Annotated in this window: 17 protein-coding genes; 5 read left to right on the top strand and 12 right to left on the bottom strand. The window is 64.8% G+C overall.

Annotation, left to right across the window (positions count from 1 at the left end; translation table 11 throughout):
• Positions 1-181 precede the first annotated feature (181 nt).
• The 4 genes from L1F06_RS02085 (at position 182) to rmf (ending at position 4,968) form a co-directional block, all read left to right on the top strand.
• Positions 182-2,506, top strand: a complete 2,325-nt coding sequence (locus L1F06_RS02085; protein WP_129481976.1) for a Tex family protein — start codon at positions 182-184, stop codon at positions 2,504-2,506.
• The gene (locus tag L1F06_RS02080; RefSeq protein WP_004373229.1) at positions 2,503-2,889 is read left to right on the top strand and encodes a PaaI family thioesterase; all 387 of its coding nucleotides are present in this window, start codon (positions 2,503-2,505) and stop codon (positions 2,887-2,889) included. The genes L1F06_RS02085 and L1F06_RS02080 overlap by 4 nt, the downstream gene beginning before the upstream one ends.
• Positions 2,890-2,992: 103 nt before the next feature.
• On the top strand, positions 2,993-4,573 hold the full coding sequence (gene gshA, locus L1F06_RS02075) for a glutamate--cysteine ligase (RefSeq protein ID WP_129481977.1): 1,581 nt from the start codon (positions 2,993-2,995) through the stop codon (positions 4,571-4,573).
• A 203-nt stretch (positions 4,574-4,776) separates the two neighbouring features.
• On the top strand, positions 4,777-4,968 hold the full coding sequence (gene rmf, locus L1F06_RS02070; RefSeq protein WP_004373233.1) for a ribosome modulation factor: 192 nt from the start codon (positions 4,777-4,779) through the stop codon (positions 4,966-4,968).
• 130 nt (positions 4,969-5,098) lie between these two features.
• Here the strand turns inward: rmf and argA are convergent, their stop codons facing one another.
• The 4 genes from argA to L1F06_RS02050 all read right to left on the bottom strand — a co-directional run bounded on the left by argA (position 5,099) and on the right by L1F06_RS02050 (position 9,682).
• Positions 5,099-6,397: an amino-acid N-acetyltransferase gene (argA, locus tag L1F06_RS02065; RefSeq protein WP_129481978.1), complete on the bottom strand. Its 1,299-nt coding sequence runs from the start codon at positions 6,395-6,397 to the stop codon at positions 5,099-5,101.
• Between the two features lie 63 nt (positions 6,398-6,460).
• Positions 6,461-7,627 carry an acetylornithine deacetylase gene (gene argE, locus L1F06_RS02060; protein WP_145972586.1) on the bottom strand — a complete coding sequence of 389 codons (1,167 nt, stop codon included), beginning with the start codon at positions 7,625-7,627 and terminating at the stop codon, positions 6,461-6,463.
• Between the two features lie 67 nt (positions 7,628-7,694).
• Complete coding sequence (locus tag L1F06_RS02055) at positions 7,695-8,966, bottom strand: inorganic phosphate transporter (protein WP_004373238.1); 1,272 nt, start codon at positions 8,964-8,966, stop codon at positions 7,695-7,697.
• Between the two features lie 38 nt (positions 8,967-9,004).
• Positions 9,005-9,682 (bottom strand): TIGR00153 family protein, encoded by a 678-nt coding sequence (locus tag L1F06_RS02050; protein ID WP_004373240.1) that lies wholly within the window; start codon positions 9,680-9,682, stop codon positions 9,005-9,007.
• A gap of 111 nt (positions 9,683-9,793) precedes the next feature.
• On the opposite strand from L1F06_RS02050, the gene L1F06_RS02045 reads away from it, so the two are divergent.
• Positions 9,794-11,158, top strand: a complete 1,365-nt coding sequence (locus L1F06_RS02045) for a CYTH domain-containing protein (protein WP_129481980.1) — start codon at positions 9,794-9,796, stop codon at positions 11,156-11,158.
• 80 nt (positions 11,159-11,238) lie between these two features.
• Here L1F06_RS02045 and L1F06_RS02040 read toward each other — a convergent pair whose 3' ends face one another.
• From L1F06_RS02040 to L1F06_RS02005, 8 genes are all read right to left on the bottom strand, one after another.
• Positions 11,239-12,126, bottom strand: coding sequence for an ABC transporter permease subunit (locus tag L1F06_RS02040; protein WP_129481981.1), 888 nt, complete (start codon positions 12,124-12,126; stop codon positions 11,239-11,241).
• Entirely contained in the window at positions 12,123-13,031 is a 909-nt protein-coding gene (locus L1F06_RS02035) for an ABC transporter permease subunit (RefSeq protein WP_435301309.1), read from the bottom strand. Before L1F06_RS02035 ends, L1F06_RS02040 begins: the two co-directional genes overlap by 4 nt.
• Entirely contained in the window at positions 13,028-14,182 is a 1,155-nt protein-coding gene (gene potA, locus L1F06_RS02030; RefSeq protein ID WP_004373247.1) for a polyamine ABC transporter ATP-binding protein, read from the bottom strand. The genes L1F06_RS02035 and potA overlap by 4 nt, the downstream gene beginning before the upstream one ends.
• Before the next feature lie 53 nt (positions 14,183-14,235).
• Entirely contained in the window at positions 14,236-15,327 is a 1,092-nt protein-coding gene (locus tag L1F06_RS02025; RefSeq protein ID WP_011920614.1) for a polyamine ABC transporter substrate-binding protein, read from the bottom strand.
• Between the two features lie 67 nt (positions 15,328-15,394).
• Positions 15,395-16,489 carry a polyamine ABC transporter substrate-binding protein gene (locus tag L1F06_RS02020; RefSeq protein WP_004373251.1) on the bottom strand — a complete coding sequence of 365 codons (1,095 nt, stop codon included), beginning with the start codon at positions 16,487-16,489 and terminating at the stop codon, positions 15,395-15,397.
• A 67-nt stretch (positions 16,490-16,556) separates the two neighbouring features.
• A complete protein-coding gene (locus L1F06_RS02015) occupies positions 16,557-17,654 on the bottom strand; it encodes a polyamine ABC transporter substrate-binding protein (protein ID WP_004373252.1) in 1,098 nt (365 codons plus the stop codon).
• 131 nt (positions 17,655-17,785) lie between these two features.
• On the bottom strand, positions 17,786-19,159 hold the full coding sequence (locus tag L1F06_RS02010) for an aspartate aminotransferase family protein (RefSeq protein ID WP_129481982.1): 1,374 nt from the start codon (positions 19,157-19,159) through the stop codon (positions 17,786-17,788).
• Positions 19,160-19,242: 83 nt separating this feature from the next.
• A complete protein-coding gene (locus tag L1F06_RS02005) occupies positions 19,243-20,601 on the bottom strand; it encodes a glutamine synthetase family protein (protein WP_004373256.1) in 1,359 nt (452 codons plus the stop codon).
• Between the last annotated feature and the right edge of the window lie 479 nt (positions 20,602-21,080).

Below are 21,080 nucleotides of genomic sequence, written 5' to 3'. Positions count from 1 at the left end.
AGGACGGCAAGTGGCGGCATTATCGCTCAGGCGCTTGAGTGGGCGCTTTAGCCATTGTTAGCAGATTTTTCCCCGAACGGTTCCCAGCACCCCTGAACGCGGTGTTTATAATGCGCCGCTTTCGTATCTGGCCTGCATCCCTGCGGCCACCCTAGTCGTTCCAGTGTGGGTAGCTTTATCTATGGACAGCATCAACAACCGCATCGCCGAAGAGCTGGGCGTGCGCCCGCAACAGGTCGCCGCCGCCGTGGCCCTGCTCGATGAAGGCTCCACCGTGCCCTTCATCGCCCGTTACCGCAAAGAAGTGACCGGCAGCCTCGACGACACCCAGCTGCGCCATCTGGAAGAGCGCCTGCGCTACCTGCGCGAGCTGGACGAGCGCCGCGTGGCGATCCTCGCCAGCATCGAGGAACAGGGCAAGCTGACCCCCGAACTCAAGCGCGAGATCGACCTGGCCGACACCAAGACGCGCCTCGAAGACCTGTATCTGCCGTACAAGCAGAAGCGCCGCACCAAGGGCCAGATCGCCCTGGAAGCCGGCCTCGGCGAGCTGGCCGATGCGCTGTTCAACGATCCGAGCCTGACCCCGGAGCAGGAAGCCGAGCGCTTCATCGATGCCGAGAAAGGCTTCGCCGATGTGAAGGCCGTGCTCGAAGGCGCCAAGTACATCCTCATGGAGCGCTTCGCCGAAGACGCGAGCCTGCTGGACAAGCTGCGCAGCTTCCTCAAGGACAACGCCACCCTCAGCGCCCGCCTGGTGCCGGGCAAGGAGAACGAGGGCGCCAAGTTCAGCGACTACTTCGAGCACGACGAGCCGCTCAAGGGCGTGCCGTCGCACCGCGCGCTGGCGATCTTCCGCGGCCGCAACGAAGGCATTCTCAGCGCCAGCCTCAAGGTCGGCGAAGAGCTGCCCGGCGCCCTGCACCCCTGCGAGCTGATGATCGGCGAGCGCTTCGGCCTGCAGAACCAGGGCCGCGCCGCCGACAAGTGGCTGGCCGAGGTGGTGCGCTGGACCTGGAAGGTCAAGCTGTACAACCACCTGGAAACCGACCTGCTCGGCGAGCTGCGCGAGAAGGCCGAGGACGAGGCGATTGCCGTGTTCGCCCGCAACCTGCACGACCTGCTGCTGGCCGCGCCGGCTGGCCCGCGCGCCACCCTGGCGCTGGACCCGGGCCTGCGCACCGGCTGCAAGGTGGCGGTGGTCGATGCCACCGGCAAGGTGCTGGACACCGCCACCGTCTACCCGCACGCCCCGCGCAACGACTGGGACGGCACCCTGGCGATCCTCGCCAAGCTGTGCGCCAAGCACGGCGTCGACCTGATTTCCATCGGCAACGGCACCGCCAGCCGCGAGACCGACAAGCTGGCCGCCGAGCTGATCAAGAAGGTGCCGGGCCTGAAGCTGACCAAGGTGATGGTCTCCGAAGCCGGCGCCTCGGTGTATTCGGCCTCGGAACTGGCCGCCCGCGAGTTCCCCGATCTCGACGTGTCGCTGCGCGGCGCAGTGAGCATCGCCCGCCGCCTGCAGGATCCCCTGGCCGAGCTGGTGAAGATCGACCCGAAATCCATCGGCGTCGGCCAGTACCAGCACGACGTCTCCCAGCTCAAGCTGGCGCGCAGCCTGGACGCCGTGGTCGAGGATTGCGTGAACGCCGTCGGCGTCGATGTGAACACCGCCTCCGCCGCCCTGCTGGCGCGCATTTCCGGCCTCAACGCCACCCTGGCGCAGAACATCGTGCAGTACCGCGACGCCAACGGCGCCTTCGCCTCGCGCGCCGAGCTGAAGAAGGTGCCGCGTCTGGGCGAGAAGACCTTCGAGCAGGCCGCCGGCTTCCTCCGTGTGATGAACGGCGACAACCCGCTAGACGCCTCGGCGGTGCATCCGGAAACCTACCCGCTGGTCGAGCGCATCGCCCAGGACACCGGCCGCGATATCCGCTCGCTGATCGGCGACTCGGCCTTCCTCAAGCGCCTCGACCCGGCCAAGTTCACCGACGAGCGCTTCGGCCTGCTCACCGTCGGCGACATCCTCAAGGAACTGGACAAGCCCGGCCGCGACCCGCGCCCGGAATTCAAGACCGCCGAGTTCCAGGAGGGCGTGGAAACCCTCAATGACCTCAAGCTGGGCATGGTGCTCGAAGGCGTGGTCACCAACGTCACCAACTTCGGTGCCTTCGTCGACATCGGCGTGCACCAGGACGGCCTGGTGCACATCAGCGCGCTGTCGGAGAAGTTCATCAAGGACCCGCACGAGGCGGTCAAGGCCGGCGACGTGGTCAAGGTCAAGGTGATGGAAGTGGACATCCCGCGTAACCGCATCGCCCTGTCCATGCGCATGGGCGACACCCCGGGCGAGAAGGTAGAGGGTGCACGCGGTGGTGCGCGCGGCGGCAACCGTGGCGGCAACACGCCGCGCAGCGAGCGCCATTCCAGCCAGGACAAGCCGGCACCGGCCACCGGGGGCATGGCCGCGCTGTTCGCCAACGCCAAGCAGCTCAAGCGATGAGCAGCGCACAGGAGGTGGGCGCGAGCAGCGCCTTCTCCCGCCTGCTCGGGCTGGAGATTCTCCAGGTCGGCGGCGGCGAGGCGCGCGTGCGCCTGGCGCTGACCGACGAGCTGCGCAACCTGCACGGCAAGCTGCATGGCGGCGCGCTGTTCTCGCTGATCGACACCGCCATGGGCCAGGCCAGCCACAGCCTGGGCGATGGCGGCCCGAGCAGCGTGACCCTGGAGTGCAAGATCAACTACATCCGCCCCGTTTCCGAGGGCAGCGTGCTGTGCCACGCCAAGGTGCTGCACGCCGGGCGCCGCACCCAGGTGGTGGAAGCGGAAGTGCTGCAGGGCGACAAGCTGGTCGCCAAGGCACAAGGCACCTTCGCCTGCGTGTAATCGACCGGGAGCGACGTCGTCTAATGTGGGGACATCGTCGCCCCCTTGCAGAGTGCGGGGGCGATCCCCATATTGTGGCGACTGCCCAGTTAGGAATTGCATCTTGAGCGATCTTCTCTCCCGCCGCCTGGCTCAGCTCGGCGAGCTGGCCAACCTGTCCCTGCTGGGCGAGTGTCTGCACGGTATCGAGCGCGAATGCCTGCGCGTCGACCACGATGGCCAGCTGGCCCTGACCCCGCACCCGCAAGCCCTGGGCTCCGCGCTGACCCATGCGCAGATCACCACCGACTATTCCGAGTCGCTGCTGGAGTTCATCACCGGCACCGCCACCGATCCAGCCGCCACTCTGGCCGAGCTCGAGAGCATCCATCGCTTCGCCTATGACAAGCTGGGCGGCGAATTGCTGTGGAGCCCGTCGATGCCCTGCGCCCTGCCGGACGAGGAGACGATTCCCATCGCCCGCTACGGCAGCTCCAATATCGGCCGCCTGAAGTATGTGTACCGCAAGGGCCTGGCGCTGCGTTACGGCAAGACCATGCAGTGCATCGCCGGCATCCATTACAACTTTTCCCTGCCCGAGGCCCTGTGGCAGTTGCAGCAGCGCAGCGAGGGCAACGCACAGAGCACGCGTGACTACCAGTCGGCGCGCTATATCGCGCTGATCCGCAACTTCCGTCGCTACAGCTGGCTGCTGATGTACCTGTTCGGCGCCTCGCCGGCCCTGGACAAGGGCTTCATGCGCGGCCGTCCGCACCAGTTGCAGGAGCTGGACGCCAGTACCCTGTACCTGCCCTATGCCACCAGCCTGCGCATGAGCGACCTGGGCTACCAGAGCAGCGCGCAGTCCGGCCTGACCCCCTGCTACAACGACCTGGCCAGCTACACCGACAGCCTGCGCCTGGCGGTCGGCACGCCCTACCCGGCCTATGTCGAAGCCGGCACCAAGCGCGGCGACGAGTGGCTGCAGCTCAATACCAACATCCTGCAGATCGAGAACGAGTACTACTCGAGCATCCGCCCGAAACGCGTCACCTACAGCGGCGAACGCCCGATCCAGGCGCTGACCAGCCGTGGCGTGCAGTACGTGGAAGTGCGCTGCCTGGACATCAACCCCTTCCTGCCGCTGGGCATCGATCTGCCCCAGGCGCGCTTCATCGACGCCTTCCTGCTGTTCTGCGCACTGGAAGACAGCCCGCTGCTGGAAAGCGGTGAATGCGGCGCCTGCACCAGCAACTTCCTCAAGGTGGTCAAGGAGGGCCGACGCCCTGGCCTGCACCTGCAGCGTGACGGCCGCTCCATCGAGCTCAAGACCTGGGCCAGCGAACTGCTCGAGCGCATCCACCCGCTGTGCGAACTGCTCGACCGCAGCCAGGGCGGCAACGCCCATATCGAGGCGCTGGCGCAGCAGCAGGCCAAGGTGGCGGATGTCGAGATGACGCCGTCGGCCCAGGTGCTGGCGATTCTGCGTCAGGGCCAGAGCTTTACCGAGTTCGCCCTGCAGCAGAGCCTGCGCCATGCCGAATACTTCCGCGCCGAGCCGCTCAGCGCCGAGCAGCAGCAAGCCTTCGAGCAGGCCGCTCACGACTCGCTGGCCGAGCAGGCGGAGCTGGAAGCGCAGCCCAAGGGCGACTTCGACGCCTTCGTCGCGGCCTATCAGGCCAGCATCCTGGCGTTGGCCGTGTAGATCTCCCGTCTGCCGGACGCGCCGGGCGGCGTTCCGTTTCAGCCCGGCGCACGGCGCTACGTACTCGTAAGCCAAGGCGCCGAAAAGCGCCGACTGCGTCACAAAGCCAACCAGCGGAGCAAAAGCCGGGATGGGCGGCCATACTCGCCACCGACCGAGCGGCTAGCATGGCGAATGTAAAGAACGGAAGACGAGCAGCGCCCATGGCCGAAGACGCCACGCCGCAATGGAGCCTGGAGAGCCTGACCAAGGCCTACCAGCAAGGCTATATGGCCGGCCTCACGGGCCAGGCCAGAGACCGCCAACCCTACCCCGAGGAAATCCCCGCCGCCGCCTGGGAGGCCGGCTGGGACGACGGCTTCGAGCAGATGCGCCTGCAGCAGCACAGCGCCTGAGGTGGATGCCGCCTTTCACGCCCATCCACCGGCGGATCGACGCAGCGCGCTCCCCCCTTACCCCTGACAAGCCCGTAGCCCCGATGCAAGCCGGGGCTTTTCCGTCCTGATGCGGCGCGCGCAGCGCACCCTACAGAGCCTTTTCGAACACCTTGGAGTTGCGCTGGTAGTTGTACAGCGAGGCGCGCGCCGCCGGCATGCGCTCGACGCTGCTCGGCTCGAAGCCGCGTTCGCGGAACCAGTGGGCGGTACGGGTGGTGAGCACGAACAGGGTCTTGAGCCCTTGCGCCCGCGCCCGCGCCTCGATCCGCGCCAGCAGTTCGTCGCCGCGACCGCCGTGGCGGTAGTCGGGGTTGACCGCCAGACAGGCGAGTTCGCCGCAGTCCGAGTCGGCGATGGGATAGAGCGCCGCGCAGGCGATGATCAGCCCTTCGCGCTCGACGATGCTGAACTGCTCGATCTCGCGCTCCAGCACCTCGCGCGAACGACGCACCAGAATGCCCTGTTCTTCCAGCGGGCTGATCAGCTCGATCAGGCCACCGACATCCTCGATGGTTGCCTCGCGCAGCGACTCGAACTGCTCCTGGGCCACCAGGGTGCCGTTGCCGGTGCGGGTGAACAGCTCGCTCAGCAGCGCACCATCGGTGGCGTAGCTGACGATATGACTGCGCCCCACGCCGCCCCGGCAGGCCTGAGCAGCGGAGTCGAGCAGTTCGCCCTGGTAGTTGCTGCCCAGACGCGCCAGGTGCGCCGGCACCTGCTGCGGGCGCAACTCGCGCACCAGTTGGCCGTGCTCGTCGAGCAGACCGTCCTCGGCACCGAACAGCAGCAGCTTGTCGGCGCCCAGGTCGATGGCGGCGCGGGTGGCGACGTCCTCGCAGGCCAGGTTGAAGATTTCTCCGGTAGGCGAATAGCCCAATGGCGACAGCAGCACGATGCTGCGCTCGTCGAGCTGGCGATTGATGCCCTTGCGGTCGATGCGCCGCACCTCGCCGGTGTGATGGTAGTCGACGCCGTCGAGCACGCCGATTGGCCTGGCGGTGACGAAGTTGCCGCTGGTCAGGCGCAGACGCGAGCCCTGCATCGGCGAGGCGGCCATGTCCATCGACAGGCGCGCCTCGATGGCGATGCGCAGCTGACCGACGGCATCGATCACGCACTCCAGGGTCGGCGCGTCGGTGATGCGCAGGTCGCGGTGAAAATGCGGCGTCAGGCCACGCGCGGCCAGGCGCGCCTCGATCTGCGGGCGCGAGCCATGCACCAGTACCAGGCGCACGCCGAGGCTGTGCAGCAGCACCAGGTCGTGGACGATATTGGCGAAGTTCGGATGGGCGATGCCCTCACCAGGCAGCATGACCACGAAGGTGCGGTCGCGGTGGGCATTGATATAGGGCGAAGCGTGGCGTAACCAGGTGACGTAGTCGTGCATGAGCAATCCATTAACTAGAGACGTAGGCCGGCAGGGCCGTCATGTTCGGTCAGAAGGTCGGTCTCATCGTCGCTGCACGTCTTCGCTCCGTGTCAGGCAGTAGTGTTGGATCAGTTGGCGCAGCAACGCCACCGTAGGTTCGATGCGGGCCAGCTCCAGGTGTTCCCCGGGCTGATGCGCGCAGTCGATGTCACCCGGGCCGAGCACCAGGGTCTCGCAGCCAAGGCGCTGAAGATAAGGCGCTTCGGTGCCGAATGCCACCGCCTGCGCCGCATGCCCGGTCAGCCGCTCGGCCAGCCGCACCAGTTCGGCATCGGCGCGCTGCTCGAACGGCGGCACTTCGGGGAACAGCGGGCCATAGTCGATGCGCACCTGATGCTTGAGCGCCAGCGGCTGCAGCTTGCCGCGAATCGCCGCGCGCAGCTGTTCCGGATCCATGCCCGGCAACGGGCGCAGGTCGAACTCCAGCGCGCACTGCCCGCAGATGCGGTTGGGGTTGTCGCCGCCGTGGATGCAGCCGAGGTTCAGCGTCGGTTGCGGCACGCCGAATTGCGGGTTGTTGAATTCGCGCTGCCACTGCGCACGCAGGCCGCGCAGCTCGCCCATCACGTCCTGCATGGCCTCCAGCGCGCTATGCCCAAGACTCGGGTCGGAGCTGTGACCACTGCGCCCGAGGATATCGATGCGCTCCATCATCACACCCTTGTGCAGGCGGATGGGCTTGAGGCCGGTCGGCTCACCGATCACCGCCGCACGGCCCAGTGGCCGACCGGCATCGGCCAGGGCGCGGGCACCGGCCATGGAGCTTTCTTCGTCGCAGGTGGCGAGAATCAGCAAAGGTTGCTGGAAGGGTTGATCGAGCAAGGGCCGCACGGCCTCGATGGCCAGGGCGAAGAAGCCCTTCATGTCGCAGCTGCCCAGGCCCACCCAGCGGTCGCCCACTTCGGTCAGCTTGAGCGGGTCGCTCTGCCACAGGGCGGCGTCGAACGGCACGGTATCGCTGTGCCCGGCCAGCACCAGGCCGCCGGGGCCGGAGCCGTAGCTGGCGAGCAGATTGAATTTGCCGGGGGCGATCTGCTGGGTTTCGCAGGCGAAGCCCAGGTCGCCGAGCCAGGCGGCGAGCAGCTCGATGACAGGCGCGTTGCTCTGATCCCAGCCGGGCTGGGTGCAGCTCACCGAGGGCGCTGCGATCAGCGCGGCGAACTGCTCTCGGAAGGACGGCAAGGGCATCGGCGATCTCCTGGGTCGGAGCCCCATCATAGGAGCATCCAACCTCAGGGGAAACCGCCAGGCGGAATCAGACTCCGCCGAACAGTGCGCGCAGAATGAAGAAGAAGATGATCGACAGGATCGCACCGGCGGGCAGGGTAATGATCCAGGACAGGAAGATCTTGCCGATCATGCCCAGGTTCAGGGCACCAATGCCACGTGCCAGACCAACGCCGAGAATGGCGCCGACCAGCGTATGGGTGGTGGAAACCGGCAGGCCCAGGCCCGAGGCGCTGACCACGGTGGTGGCGGCGGCCAGCTCGGCGGCGAAACCACGGCTGGGGGTCAGCTCGGTGATTTCCTTGCCGATGGTGGCGATCACCTTGTAGCCGTAGGTGGCCAGACCGACCACGATGCCCAGCGCCCCCAGCAGCAGGATCCAGCCCGGCACCAGCGACTTCGCGCCAGCGGCCAGCTCACCACCGCTCTGGATCACGCCGACGATGGCCGCCAGCGGGCCAACGGCGTTGGCCACATCGTTGGAGCCGTGTGCGAAGGCCATGGAGCAGGCGGTGAAGATCATCAGGATGGCGAACACCTTCTCCACGCTGGAGAAATGGAAGGCCTTGTCAGCCTCGACATCGACATGGATGCGGCTGAGCATCGCAATGCCGATGAGCATGACCAGCACACCGATAGCGACCGAAAGCAGGAAACCTTCGGTGCTGGAAAGATTCAGACCAACATGCTTGAGGCCCTTGGTCAAGGTCATCAGCGAGATCACGAAACCGGTGATGAACATGTACAGCGGCACGTAGCGCTTGGCGTTCAGGAAGGGGTTGTCGGTGTCGATGATCAGTTTCTGCACGCTGACGAACAGGCAGAAGGAGATGATCCCGGCCAGCAGCGGCGTAACCACCCAACTGGCGACGATGGGGCCGACGCCGCCCCAGTGCACCGCATCCATCGACACGCCGACCGCAGCGAAGCCGATCACGGCACCGACGATGGTGTGCGTGGTCGATACCGGCCAGCCACGGGTCGAGGCGACCAGCAGCCAGGTGCCGGCAGCCAGCAATGCCGACATCATGCCCAGCACCATGAGGTTAGGGCTGATCAAGTTGGCATCGACGATGCCGTTCTTGATGGTTTCGGTTACCTCACCACCGGCCAGATAGGCACCGGCGAATTCGAAGACCATGGCGATGATGATCGCCTGCTTGATGGTCAGTGCGCGCGAGCCAACGGATGTACCCATGGCATTGGCGACATCGTTGGCTCCAACACCCCAGGCCATGAAAAAACCGAAAAGGCAGGCAAGCACGAGCAGAACCAGCCCGTAGTCCGCAATCAGAGACATAAATTAGTTTCCGTAGATCCCAGAAAGGACACTGGCGCTTAGCGCGCCAGCAGTTGTTCCAGTCGGTTGCCCACTCGTTGGGCACGGTCGGCGACATCGCCGACCCAGTCGATGATCTGATAGAGGAACATCACATCGACCGGGGGAAGGTCCTTCTCCAGCTTGAACAGGTTGCGGCGCACCTCGATTTGCAGGCGGTCGGTATCGTTTTCGATCGAACCGAGCTCCTCGATCAGGGTTTCCACCAGCACCGCTTCACGGCCGGCGAAACCGGTCTCGAGCAGCTCGTCCAATTCGTTCATCGCCTTCAGCGCCTGGGCGCTGGCGTCAACGCTGCGCTGCACGTAGGTGCGCATCAGCGGCTGCAGGGCCTGCGGAATGGCCATCTGACGGCCGAGCATCAGCCCGGCGATGTCCTTGGCACGGTTGGCGACTTTGTCCTGTACACTGAGCAGCTCCAGCAGATCCGAACGCGGCACCGGCAGGAACAGGCTCTTGGGCAGGTGCAGGCGCACGCTTTTCTTCAGCTTGTCGGCCTCATGCTCCAGCCGGGACATCTCCTGTTGCACCTGTTCCACCGTGGCCCAGTCCTCGGCCATCACGGCCTCGAAGAAGGGCACCAGGTTCGCCGCGCACTCGTGGGCCTTGGCGATATGCTGTTGCATCGGGCCGATGGGTGAACGGCCGAACAGGCTGACAAAGGGATTGATAGGCATAGGGTAAGCCCCCGTTTTGAGAAGGCCGCAAGTATAGGGACCGGCTTCGCCAATCGCCAGCGCGCGTCATCGGTCTGTCACATTTTCATAAAGGCGTCATAGCTCTCCACCATGGTCAAAGAAACCGAAATCAAACTGCGCGCCAGCCGTGCCACCCTGGCCGCCCTGCGCGAGCACCCGCTGCTGAAGAAGCGCAACAAGAGCGGCTGGCAGCACACCCCGCTGTTCAATCAGTACTACGACACCCCCGACCGTGACCTGGCCAGCGCCAAGGTCGCGCTGCGCCTGCGCCGCGACGGCGAACAGTTCATCCAGACCCTCAAGAGTCGCGGCCAGAGCGTGGCCGGCCTGTCCGAGCGCAACGAATGGGACTGGTACCTGAGCAAGGCCAAGCTCGACCTGAAAAAGCTCGATGACAGCTGCTGGCCAGCCAGCCTGGCCGAGCTCGACAAGAAAACCCTGCAACCGCTGTTTTCCACCGATTTCGTCCGCGAGAAAGCCGAGATCGCCTGGGGCCGTGGCAAGGCCAAGGTGGTGATCGAGGCCGCGCTGGACCTGGGCAAGGTGATCGCCGGCGAAGGCGAAGAAGAGATTTGCGAGCTGGAACTGGAACTGCGCCAGGGCGAGCCCGCCGCGCTGCTGGAGCTGGCCTGCGAGCTGGCTGCCGAACTGCCGCTGATGCCTTGCGACATCAGCAAGGCCGAGCGCGGCTACCGCCTGTTCGATTCCGGCAGCTACAGCCTGAGCCTGCCGGCACCGCAACTGACGGCCGAGATGAGCCTGGACGACGCTTTCGCGGCGCTGGCCTGGCATCTGCTGGGCACCAGCCAGCGCCTGGCCGAGCAGTACCGCTTCAATGGCCACTGGAGCCTGTTGCAGGACTGGCTGGCGCAGCTGATCGAGCTGCGTGCCCTGCTCGCCAGCCTGGGTCAGGCGGCGCCACGCGCCAGCTCGCGGGAATTGCGCGAGCAGCTCGACGCCCTGCTGGCCGACTGGCGGCCGCGCCTGGCCGCAGGCCAGGACGACGACAGCATGCGCCGCAACGCACCGGCGCTGTTCGCCGCCGAACTGGATGGCTGCCGCTGGGGCCTGCTGTCGCTGAAACTGTCGCTCTGGCTGCTGCAGCGCGGCTGGACGGTGGAGCGCAACAACCGCGGCAATCGCCAGGGCAGCGCGGCCCTGGGCAACTGGCTGCCCACCCTGCTCGCCGAGGAAGGCGCCGCCCTGCAGCTGCGCCGCTACCAGCAGCAGCCGGAGGACCTGGCCGAGCAGATGCCGCGCCTGGAGCGCCTGCTGGTCTGGCTGCGCCTGGCGCGCGGCGTGCTGGAGGTGCCCGAGGTCGACCGCCTGTATGGCGAGCTGAACAAGCTGTACGGGTTGGCTCAGCAGGAACTGGACGACGAGCAGCGCCAAGTGCGCGCCACCCAGACGCAGATCGTGAACAGCCTCAAGGCCTGGAAGGCGTTGGTGAAATAGCGCAGGGCTCGGTGCGCACGGCGCACCCTACAGCATGAAAAACGGGCCCCGCGGGGCCCGTTTTGCTTTCAGCCTGAAGCTCAGTTGCTGCTGGCGCTGCGGCGGCTGTCGACCTCCTGCTGCCAGGACGGGCTGGTGGTTTCGTCCATGGCCTGCTGCAGGGCCTTCTTGCGCTTTTCCTCGGCACGATGGGCGAAGAACCAGGCGAGGAAGGTGGCGAAGGACACCGCCAGCAGGATCAGGCTGGCCACCGCATTGATCTCAGGCTTAACCCCCAGACGCACGGCGGAGAAGATCTCCATCGGCAGGGTGGTCGAACCCGGACCGGAGACGAAGCTGGCCAGCACCAGATCGTCCAGCGACAGGGCGAAGGACATCATGGCACCGGCTGCCAGCGATGGCGCGATCATCGGCACGGTGATCAGGAAGAACACCTTCCACGGCTTGGCCCCCAGGTCCATGGCTGCCTCTTCGATGGACATGTCCAGCTCGCGCAGGCGCGACGACACCACCACCGCCACGTAGGCCGAGCAGAAGGTGGTGTGGGCGATCCAGATGGTGGTCATGCCACGCTGCGCCGGCCAGCCGATCAGCTGCGCCATCAGCACGAACAGCAGCAGCAACGACAGACCGGTGATCACCTCGGGCATCACCAGCGGTGCGGTGACCAGGCCCCCGAACAGGGTGCGTCCCTTGAAGCGGGTGATGCGAGTCAGCACGAAGGCCGCCAGGGTGCCCAGCGCCACCGCCGCGATGGCGGTGTAGCAGGCGATTTCCAGCGAGCGCATCACCGAGTTCATCAGCTGGGTATTGTCCAGCAGGCCGACGTACCACTTCACCGACCAGCCACCCCACACCGTTACCAGCCGCGAGGCGTTGAACGAGTAGATGACCAGGATGACCATGGGCAGGTAGATGAACACCAGCCCCGCCCAGAGCATGATGCTGGAGAAACTGAAACGCTTCATGGGCGGCCCTCCAGCTCTTTCGCTTGGTTACGGTTGAACAGGATGATGGGCACGATCAGGATCGCCAGCATCACCACCGCCAGAGCGGACGCCACCGGCCAGTCGCGGTTGTTGAAGAACTCCTGCCACAGCACCTTGCCGATCATCAGGGTCTCCGGGCCGCCGAGCAGTTCGGGGATGACGAACTCACCCACCACCGGGATGAACACCAGCATGGAGCCGGCGATGATGCCGTTCTTCGACAGCGGCACGGTGATCCGCCAGAAGTTGTTGAAGTTGCTCGAGCCCAGGTCGGAGGCGGCCTCCAGCAGGCTCGGGTCGTGCTTCACCAGGTTGGCGTAGAGCGGCAGGATCATGAACGGCAGGTACGAATAGACCACGCCGATGTACACCGCGGTGTTGGTGTTGAGGATCTGCAGCGGCGTGTCGATCAGGCCGATACCCATCAGCAGGCTGTTGAGCAGGCCGTTGTTGCCGAGAATGCCCATCCAGGCGTAGACGCGGATCAGGATCGCGGTCCAGGTCGGCATCATGATCAGCAGCAGCAGTACGGTCTGGCGCTCCTTCGGCGCCCGCGCGATGGCGTAGGCCATGGGGTAGCCGATCACCAGGCACAACAGGGTGCTGAAGAAGGCGACCTGCAGCGAGCCCAGATAGGCCGAGACGTACAGGGCATCCTCGGTGAGGAAGATGTAGTTGCCGAAGTTCAGCAGCAGCGTCAGTTTGTTGTCCGCCCACTGGTAGATTTCCGTGTAGGGCGGAATCGCCACATCGGCTTCGGCGAAGCTGATCTTCAGCACGATGACGAAGGGCAGCAGGAAGAACAGGAACAGCCAGAGGAAGGGTATGCCGATAACGGCATGCCGCCCGCTGGGCAGATAGCGCGTCAGTTTGCTCGGTTTCATGATTGCAGTACCACGCCGCTGTCGTCTTCCCAGTACACCACCACCGGATCGTCCCAGGTCGGGCGCTTGCCGCGGCGCTCGGCGTTGGCGATGAAGCACTGCACGATCTGCCCGGAGCTGAGCTTGACGTGGTACACCGAATGGCCGCCGAGGTAGGCGATGTCGTGCACGTGGCCACGGCTCCAGTTGTACTCGGGGTGCTCATGGTCGGCCGGCAAGGCGGTGGCCATCAGCAGTTTTTCCGGGCGCAGGGCGTAGCTGACCTTCTTGTCCTCGGCACGGGTACTGACGCCATGGCCGATGTAGATCGGCTTGTCCAGCTGCGGGCAATCGATGATCGCGTGGTCGGCTTCATCGCTGACGATCTGGCCGTCGAACAGGTTGACGTTGCCGATGAACTCGCACACCAGGCGGCTGGTCGGCGTCTCGTAGATGTCCACCGGGCTGCCGGTCTGGGCGATCCAGCCCAGGTGCATGATGGCGATGCGCTGGGCCATGGTCATGGCCTCTTCCTGGTCGTGGGTGACCATCACGCAGGTCACGCCGACGCGCTCGATGATCTCCACCAGCTCCAGCTGCATCTGCGAGCGCAGCTTCTTGTCCAGCGCGCCCATCGGCTCGTCGAGCAGCAGCAGCTTGGGACGCTTGGCCAGGGAACGGGCCAGGGCCACGCGCTGACGCTGGCCGCCCGAGAGTTGATGCGGCTTGCGCTTGGCGTACTGGGTCATGTGCACCAGCTTGAGCATCTCGGCCACGCGCTCGTCGATCTCGGCCTGGGGCAGCTTGTCCTGCTTGAGACCGAAGGCGATGTTCTGCGCCACGGTCATGTGCGGGAACAGCGCGTAGGACTGGAACATCATGTTGATCGGCCGCTGGTAGGGCGGCATGTCGGTGATGTCCACACCGTCGAGGATGATGCGTCCCTCGGTGGGCCGCTCGAAGCCGGCGAGCATGCGCAGCAGCGTGGATTTGCCCGATCCCGAGCCACCGAGCAGGGCGAAGATCTCACCCTTGTTGATGGTCAGCGATACGTCGTCGACTGCCACTGTCTCGTCGAATTTCTTGGTTACCCGATCGATCTTGACCAGCACCTCTTTCGGTGTCTGGTTTCCCTCGAGGGCTTTTTTGTAGGCGCTGGAAGCGACAGCCATTATCGGAAAACTCCCGGAAGATTGTGCCCGGCCCCTGCGGCCGGGCAGAACGATTACTGACCCGACTTGACCTTGGTCCAGGCGCGAGTCATCAGACGCTGCACACGCACCGGCAATTCGGCAGAGATGTACAGTTTGTCCAGTACCGCTTGTGGCGGGTACACGGACGGGTCGTTGCGTACGTCCTGATCCATCAGTTCACCGGCCTTGGTGTTGGGGTTGGCGTAGCCGACGTAGTTGCTGACGTCGGCGATCACCTGCGGATCGAGGAGGAAATTGATGAAGGCATGAGCCTGCTCGACGTTCGCCGCGTCGGCCGGAATGGCCAGCATGTCGAACCAGAGGTTGGCGCCCTCCTTGGGAATGGCGTAGGCGATCTCGATACCCTTGCCGGCCTCTTCGGCACGGTCGGCGGCCTGCAGGATGTCGCCGGAGAAGCCGGCTGCCACGCAGATGTTGCCGTTGGCCAGATCACCGATGTACTTGGAGCTGTGGAAGTAGGTGACGTAGGGGCGCACCTCCAGCAGCTTGGCTTCGGCCTTGGCGTAGTCGTCGGGGTTGGTGCTGTTGGGGTCCAGGCCCAGGTAGTTGAGCATGGCCGGGATCATCTCGTCGGCCGAGTCGAGGAAGGCCACGCCGCACTGGCTGAGCTTCTTGATGTTCTCGGCTTCGAACAGCACGGCCCAGGAGTCGATCTCCTCGACGCCCAGTACGGCCTTGATCTTCTCGACGTTGTAACCGATGCCGTTGGTGCCCCACAGGTAGGGCACCGAGTACTGGTTGCCGGGGTCGTTGGTTTCCAGCTGCTTGAGCAATGCCTGGTCCAGATTGTCCCAGTTCGGCAGCTTGGCGCGGTCGAGCGGCTGGAAGGCGCCGGCACGAATCTGCTTGCCGAGGAAATGGTTGGACGGCACCACCACGTCATAGCCACTGCGACCGGCGAGCAGTTTGCCTTCGAGGGTTTCGTTTGAGTCGAAGACGTCGTAGATCGGCTTGATGCCGGTTTGCGCCTCGAACTTGGCCAGGGTCTCTTCGCCGATGTAGTCGCTCCAGTTGTAGATGTGCACCTTCGGCTGGGCCAGGGCCACACCACAGACGGCGGAGGCCGCCAGGGCGATCAGAGACTTGGGCAGGGTAACTCGCACAGTTTCATCCTCGTTATGGTGTGCCGCCCGAAAAGGCGCGGCACTTTATAGGAAAATCTTCCGCCGATCAGCGTCCGCTCTTGATTCGCGTCCAGTCACGGGTCAGCCAGCGCTGCACCTCGGGGGTACGCTCCTCGGCAACGTAGAGCTTGGCCATGACCTCCGCGCTGGGATACACGCCCGGATTCTCGCGCACGCCTTCGTCGACCAGCTCGGTGGCCTTGAGGTTGGGGTTGGCGTAGGCCACGTAATTGCTGATCTTGGCGATCACGTCCGGGCGCAGCAGGTAGTTGATGAAGGCATGCGCCTCATCGACGTTCTTCGCGTCCTTGGGAATCGCCAGCAGGTCGGCCCACATCGCGGTGCCTTCCTTGGGAATGATGTAGATGATCTCGTCGCTGCGGCCGGCCTCTTCGGCACGGTCGGCGGCCTGCAGCACGTCGCCGGAGTAGCCGAAGGCGGCGCAGATCTCGCCGTTGGCCAGGTCGGAGATGAACTTGGAGCTGTGGAAGTAGGTGATGTACGGGCGCACCTTCATCATCTGCTCGAAGGCTTTGTCGTAGTCTTCGCGCTTGGTGGTGTGCGGCGACAGGCCCAGGTAGTTGACCGTCTGCGGCAGCACTTCATCGCCCGAGTCGAGCAGGGCGATGCCGCATTTCGCCAGCTTCTCGGCGTACTGCGGCTCGAACAGCAGGGCCCAGGAATCCAGCGGGGCATCTTCGCCGAGCACGGCACGGGCCTTGGTGGCGTTCAGGCCAATGCCGTTGGTGCCCCACAGATAAGGCACCGAGTATTCGTTGCCGGGGTCGCCCGCGGCCAGGTTCTGCATGATGGTCGGGTCGAGATTGACCAGGTTCGGCAGCTTGGATTTGTCCAGCTTCAGATAGGTGCCGGCACGCACCTGCTTGGCCAGGTAGTGGTTGGTGGGTACCACCACGTCGTAGCCGCTCTGGCCGGTGGCCAGCTTGCCATCGAGGGTTTCGTTGGAGTCGAAAACGTCATACACCACCTTGATGCCGGTTTCCTTCTCGAACTCGGCGATGGTGTCCGGCGCAATGTAGTCGGACCAGTTGTAGACCTTGACCACACGATTGGCCGCCTGGGCTGCGGACATGCCAATGGCGGCGGCGACAAGGCCGGCCAGCAGGATAGAACGACGCATGACGTTTCCTCTTCTTGCCTGGAGAAAGCCTGGCGGGCGAACCCGCCAGGCGGCGTTGCTGCGTTGCTTAGCGACCGGACTTGATCTTGGTCCAGCTGCGGGTCATGTTGCGCTGCACCGCCGGAGCCAGGTCCGGGAAGGTGTAGATCTTCTTCAGCACTTCCGGCGTCGGGTATACGCCCGGGTCGGTGCGCAGGGCCTCATCCACCAGCGGCGTAGCCGCGGCGTTGCCGTTGGGGAACTGCACGTAGTTGGTGATGTTGGCCATCACCGCCGGCTCCATCAGGTAGTTGAGGAACACGTGGGCAGCCTCGACGTTCTTGGCATCGGCCGGCACCGCCAGCATGTCGAAGAAGGAACCTGCGCCTTCCTTGGGAATGTTGTAGCCGACGTTGACGCCGTTCTTGGCTTCCTCGGCGCGCGCCTTGCTCTGATAGATGTCGCCCGAGTAGCCGATGGCGACGCAGATGTTGCCGTTGGCCAGGTCGGAGATGTACTTGGAGCTGTGGAAGTAGGCCACCGAAGGACGGATGGAGAGGAACAGTTCCTCGGCCTTCTTCAGCTCGTCAGCCTTGCTGCTGTCCGGGGCGTAGCCCAGGTAGTGCAGCGCCGCCGGGAGAATTTCGGTCGGCGAGTCGAGGAAGGACACGCCGCAGGACTTCAGCTTTTCCATGTTCTCCGGCTTGAACACCAGATCCCAGGAATCCACCGGCGCGTCGTCGCCGAGCACGGCCTTGACCTTGTCGACGTTGTAGCCGATGCCGATAGTGCCCCACATGTAGGGGATCGAGTACTGGTTGCCCGGGTCACTCGGATCCAGCGCCTTGAGCAGGTCCTGGTCGAGGTTCGACCAGTTCGGCAGCTTGGACTTGTCCAGCTTCTGGAACACGCCCGCCTTGATCTGCTTGGCCAGGAAGGGGTTGGACGGTACCACCACGTCGTAACCGGAGCTGCCGGCCAGCAACTTGGCTTCCAGCACCTCGTTGCTGTCGAAGACGTCATAGACGACCTTGATGCCGGTTTCCTTCTCGAAGTTGGCCAGGGTGTCTTCGGCGATGTAGTCGCTCCAGTTGTAGACATGCAGCACCTTGCTGTCAGCCTGCGCAGCGCCTGCCACGGCGGCGGTCAGGGACAACGCGAGAAGGGTCTTGCCGAATGTTTTCATGCGTACAGCTCCTGTTGTTGTGTCGGTAATCCGGAGGACGCGCGAGCCGCTCGATTCAGGCTGGCTCACGCACTCCGGCGCAGTCTGGCAAGGTCATGGCACCGCTGACAACTTTCCGTGACTGCGGGCTTTCAGACCGACAGGTCACGCAGGGTGAGATCCAGGCACTTGCGCGCTTTTTCCACCAGTTCGTCGATTTCCGCCCGGCTGATCACCAGCGGCGGGGCAATGATCATGGTGTCGCCCACGGCGCGCATGATCAGACCGTTATTAAAGCAGTGCCCGCGACAGACCATGCCGGCGGCCACGGTGTCCGGGTAACGCTTGCGCGTCGCCTTGTCCTGCACCAGTTCGATGGCGCCGAGCATGCCCAGGCCGCGTACCTCGCCCACCAGCGGGTGCTCTGCCAGTTCGCGCAGGCGTTGCTGCAAATACGGTGCCGTTTCCGCCTTCACCCGCTGGACGATGCCTTCTTCGCGGAGCAGGCGCAGGTTTTCCAGCCCCACCGCCGCCGCCACCGGATGGCCGGAATAGGTGAAGCCGTGGTTGAAGTCGCCATGCGCCTCGATCACCTCGAACACCTTGTCGCTGACGATCAGCCCGCCCATCGGCACATAGCCGCTGGTGAGGCCCTTGGCGATGGTCATCAGATCCGGCTTGAGGTCGTAGTACTGGCTGCCGAACCATTCGCCGGTACGGCCGAAGCCGCAGATCACCTCGTCGGCCACGAACAGAATGTCGTACCTGGCGAGGATCTCCTTGATCCGCGGCCAGTAGGTCTCAGGCGGGATGATCACGCCGCCGGCGCCCTGGATCGGCTCGGCGATAAAGGCGGCAACGTTTTCTTCGCCCAGCTCGAGAATCTTCTTCTCCAGCTGATCGGCGGCCCAGATGCCGAACTCCTCCGGCGACTGGTCGCCGCCCTCGCCGAACCAGTAGGGCTGCGGGATATGAGCGATACCCGGAATCGGCAGGTCGCCCTGCTCGTGCATGAACTTCATGCCGCCGAGGCTGGCGCCGGCCACGGTGGAGCCGTGGTAGCCGTTCTCGCGGCCGATGATGATCTTCTTGTTCGCTTTGCCCTTGCACGCCCAGTAGTGGCGCACCAGGCGCAGCATGGTGTCGTTGCCTTCGGAGCCCGAACCGGTGAAGAACACGTGGTTCATGCCGGCCGGTGCCAGTTGGGAGATGGCGTGGGCCAGCTCCAGCACCGGCGGGTGGGCGGTCTGGAAAAAGGTGTTGTAGAACGGCAGCTGACGCATCTGCGTCGCGGCAGCTTCGACCAGCTCCTCGCGGCCATAGCCCACGGCCACGCACCACAGGCCGGCCATGCCATCGAGGATCTTGTTGCCCTCGCTGTCCCACAGGTGCACGCCCTTCGCTTCAGTGATGATGCGCGGGCCTTTTTCGGCCAGCTGCCTGTAATCACTGAACGGCGCCAAGTGGTGAGCCTGGCTCAGGGCCTGCCAGTGCGCGGTTTGCGGATTGTTCGCTTGCTTGTTCATAACCAACACCTTGCTAGCGCGAGGCGCTCGGCGCCTCGCAGAAATTCGTGGCGCCGGCCGCGACTGGCGCGGCCGGCCGCCCGTTACACCGACAGCAGCAGGAACTCACGCTCCCAGGAGCTGATCACGCGCTTGAAGTTCTCGTGCTCGGCGCGCTTGACCGCGACGTAGCCGCGCATGAACTTCTCGCCCAGGTACTTCTCGGCGGCCTTGCAGGCCTCCATGCGCTCCAGCGCCGCCTCGATGGTCAGCGGCAGACGCAGGTTGCGGCGCTCGTAACCGCGGCCCTTGACCGGGGCGCTGGGCTTGATGCCCTCGACCATGCCGATGTAGCCGCACAGCAGCGACGCGGCCAGCACCAGGTAGGGGTTGGCGTCGGCGCCGGCCAGGCGGTTTTCCACCCGACGGTTTTGCGGCCCGGCCTCGGGTACGCGCAAGCCCACGGTACGGTTCTCCTCGCCCCACTCCACGTTCACCGGCGCCGAGGTATCGGGCAGGAAGCGGCGGAACGAGTTGACGTTGGGCGCGAACAGCGGCAGCAGCTCGGGGATGTACTTCTGCAGGCCGCCGATGTGCTGCAGGAACAGCTCGCTCATGGTGCCGTCTTCGTTGGAGAAGATGTTCTTGCCGGTCTTGATGTCCACCACGCTCTGGTGGATGTGCATGGCGCTGCCCGGCTCGTCGGTGATCGGCTTGGCCATGAAGGTGGCCGCCACGTCGTGCTTGAGCGCGGCCTCGCGCATGGTGCGCTTGAACACGGTGATCTGGTCGGCCAGGTGCAGCGCGTCGCCGTGACGGAAGTTGATCTCCATCTGCGCCGGGCCGTCCTCGTGGATCAGCGTGTCCAGGTCCAGGCCCTGCAGCTCGCACCAGTCGTAGACGTCCTCGAATAGCGGGTCGAATTCGTTGGCAGCGTCGATGGAGAAGGACTGACGCCCTACCTCCGGACGACCGGAACGGCCCATCGGCGCCACCAGCGGGAAGTCCGGGTCGCTGTTGCGCTTGGTCAGGTAGAACTCCATCTCCGGCGCGACGATCGGCCGCCAGCCCTTGTCGGCATACAGCTTCAGCACCGTCTTGAGAATGTTGCGCGGCGACAGCTCGATGGGGTTGCCCTGCTTGTCGAAGGTGTCGTGGATCACCATGGCGGTGGGCTCGATGGCCCAGGGCACGAGGAACACGGCGTTCTCGTCGGGGCGGCAGAACATGTCGATGTCCGCCTCGTCGAGCAGCTCGTAATAGATGTCGTCCTCGACGTAGTCGCCGGTCACGGTCTGCAGCAGCACGCTCTCGGGCAGACGCATGCCCTTCTCGTCGAGGAACTTGTTGGTCGGCGATATCTTGCCGCGGGCAATGCCGGTCAGGTCACTGATCAGGCATTCGACTTCGGTGATTTTGCGTTCTTTCAGCCAGCTGGTGAGCTGGTCAAGCTTGGTACTCATAGAGACCTCAGGGTTGTAGAACCGATATGTTTATAGCCGGTTCAGCGTTGCCCGCCCTCTCCCTGCAAGCCTCACCAAAGGCCTGAGAGAAGGCGAGATATTCGGATGGGATGCTACTAGGGCTGTAGCACCTCCGGCACGAGGCTTTTCGCCCCAGGCACGGGAAAAACTCCGCCCGGGGCGCCAGTCGATGGCATCGATGCCTCGAGCACCGTGGCCGGATACGCAACAACCCGGCCAGGAAGGGTCCGCAGCGGCGTTTCGCTGGCTGCGCTATCGTGCTGATTGAGGGGTATGCTGGCAGCGTGACGAGACGCGCCTGTTACAGGCGGGCTGCCGGGCCGCAGTGAGCCGAAAAGCCACTGCAAACCAGTGTCCTCCGGCCGCGCCACGCGGAGACTCGCAGCGGCGATGACGCGATGAGGAGCGAGACCAAGAGTCTTGGTACAAGCGCTGACGCCGACGCTCGGCAGACAGAA

Source organism: Pseudomonas hydrolytica, assembly GCF_021495345.1.
Lineage (GTDB): Bacteria > Pseudomonadota > Gammaproteobacteria > Pseudomonadales > Pseudomonadaceae > Aquipseudomonas > Aquipseudomonas hydrolytica.
Note: the sequence above shows the minus strand (reverse complement) of the source record. Positions and strands in the feature narration are given on the sequence as shown.